This window comes from Sphaerospermopsis aphanizomenoides BCCUSP55 (assembly GCF_001586785.1).
Taxonomy (GTDB): Bacteria; Cyanobacteriota; Cyanobacteriia; order Cyanobacteriales; family Nostocaceae; genus Sphaerospermopsis_A; species Sphaerospermopsis_A aphanizomenoides_A.
Genome location: NZ_LUFH02000209.1, coordinates 1 through 2,173, shown reverse-complemented (window position 1 = coordinate 2,173; position 2,173 = coordinate 1). Strand labels below are relative to the sequence as shown.

Sequence of the window (2,173 nt, the reverse complement as noted above, 5' to 3'; positions counted from 1 at the left end):
ACACCCCACACCCCACACCCCACACCCTATTCCCTATTTATGAATTCCGCTGCAACTACCCCCAGGCCAAAAGTACCCCGTCCTCGTCCGAGCGATCGCCGTCAAAAACGCAAAAAAGCACGAGTCAGTACCAAAGGACTCTACACCAGGGCAATTAGAGAAACCTTTGTCAAACTACATCCTCAATATGCTATTAAAAATCCCGTTATGTTCTTGGTCTGGCTGGGAACTATCATCACCCTAGCTACCACAATTTACCCACCTTTATTTGGGCCTGTCACCCAGAAAAACCCCCAACTTTTCAACGGCTTATTAACAGTAATTTTGTTTTTGACAGTTCTGTTTGCAAATTTTGCCGAAGCACTGGCAGAAGGAAGAGGTAAAGCCCAAGCGGATGCCTTACGTTCTACTAGAACAGAAACCACCGCCAAAAAAATAGTTGTTGATGGCACAATTACAGAAATTCCTTCCACTAGCCTCAAACAAGGTGATACAGTCTACGTCGTTGCTGGTGATATTATTCCCGCCGATGGTGAAGTTATCCTCGGCGTTGCTTCCGTAGATGAATCAGCAATTACTGGTGAATCTGCCCCAGTCCTGAAAGAATCAGGTTCAGACGTTGCTAGTTCCGTTACTGGTGGTACACGCATCATCTCCGATGAGTTAATTATTCGCATTACTGCTGATCCCGGTAAAGGATTTATTGACCGAATGATTGATTTAGTGGAAGGGGCGGAACGCACTAAAACACCTAATGAAATTGCTTTAACAGTATTATTAGCAGTTCTGACAATCGCCTTTTTTATTGTTGTTGCTACCTTACCAGCCGCTGCCTACTATGTTAAAAGTCCGGTCAGTATACCTATACTAATTGCTCTGTTAGTGGCATTGATCCCCACTACTATCGGCGGTTTACTCAGTGCTATTGGTATCGCTGGGATGGATAGAGTCGCCCAATTTAACGTGATTGCTACTTCTGGCAGGGCTGTAGAAGCCTGTGGAGATATCAATACCTTGGTTTTAGATAAAACAGGTACAATTACCCTGGGCAACCGTTTGGCAGAAGCTTTTATTCCCATTAATGCTCACTCAATGTCAGAAATTGCCAACGTTGCTTTAGCTGCTAGTATCTTTGACGATACTCCCGAAGGTAAATCTATCGTCCGACTAGCGGAAAAATGTGGGGCAAAATTTGATATTGACCGCAAAAAATGTCAAAGTGTGGAATTTTCAGCCAAAACCCGCATGAGTGGCACGAATTTACCTGGTGGCCATGAAGCACGCAAAGGTGCAGTAGGAGCAATTAAAGGTTTTGTTCGTTCTCGCAATGGACGTGAAACCCCAGAATTAGATGCTGCTTATGAAGAAGTTTCCCACCAAGGAGGTACACCTTTAGCGGTTTGTTTGGATAATGAAATCTATGGTGTAATTTATCTCAAAGATATTGTTAAACCTGGTATCCGCGAACGTTTTGAGCAACTGCGGCGGATGGGAGTGCGGACAGTGATGCTGACTGGAGACAACCGCATCACAGCTTCTGTTATTGCTAGAGAAGCGGGAGTGGATGAATTCATTGCCGAAGCTACACCAGAAGATAAAATCAGTGTTATTCAACGGGAACAAGCAGAAGGCAAACTGGTAGCGATGACAGGAGACGGGACTAATGATGCACCTGCTTTAGCCCAAGCTAATGTGGGCGTAGCTATGAATACAGGAACTCAAGCTGCTAAAGAAGCCGCTAACATGGTGGACTTGGATTCTGATCCCACAAAACTAATTGATATCGTCAGTATTGGTAAACAATTGCTGATTACTCGTGGCGCATTGACAACTTTTTCTATCGCCAATGATATTGCTAAATATTTTGCAATTCTCCCAGTGATTTTTGCGGCTGCTAATCTCAACAGCTTGAATATTATGAGATTAACCAGTGTTAATTCTGCGGTACTGTCAGCATTGATTTACAATGCTTTAATTATTCCGGCTTTGATACCCTTAGCATTGAAGGGTGTTAAATTTCGACCTTTGACTGCTAATCAACTTCTACAACGCAATATTTTGGTCTACGGCTTGGGTGGGGTAATTGCTCCATTTATTGCTATTAAATTAATAGATATGTTGATTACATTAGTGGGTTTGGCTTAGGAATAGGGTGTGGGGTGTAGGGTGTAGG

General features: G+C 43.5%; 1 protein-coding gene. It reads left to right on the top strand.

What is annotated here, in order from left to right:
- Window positions 1–39 precede the first annotated feature (39 nt).
- Window positions 40–2,145, top strand: coding sequence for a potassium-transporting ATPase subunit KdpB (gene kdpB / locus A0J48_RS26305; protein ID WP_200327518.1), 2,106 nt, complete (start codon window positions 40–42; stop codon window positions 2,143–2,145).
- Window positions 2,146–2,173 lie beyond the last annotated feature (28 nt).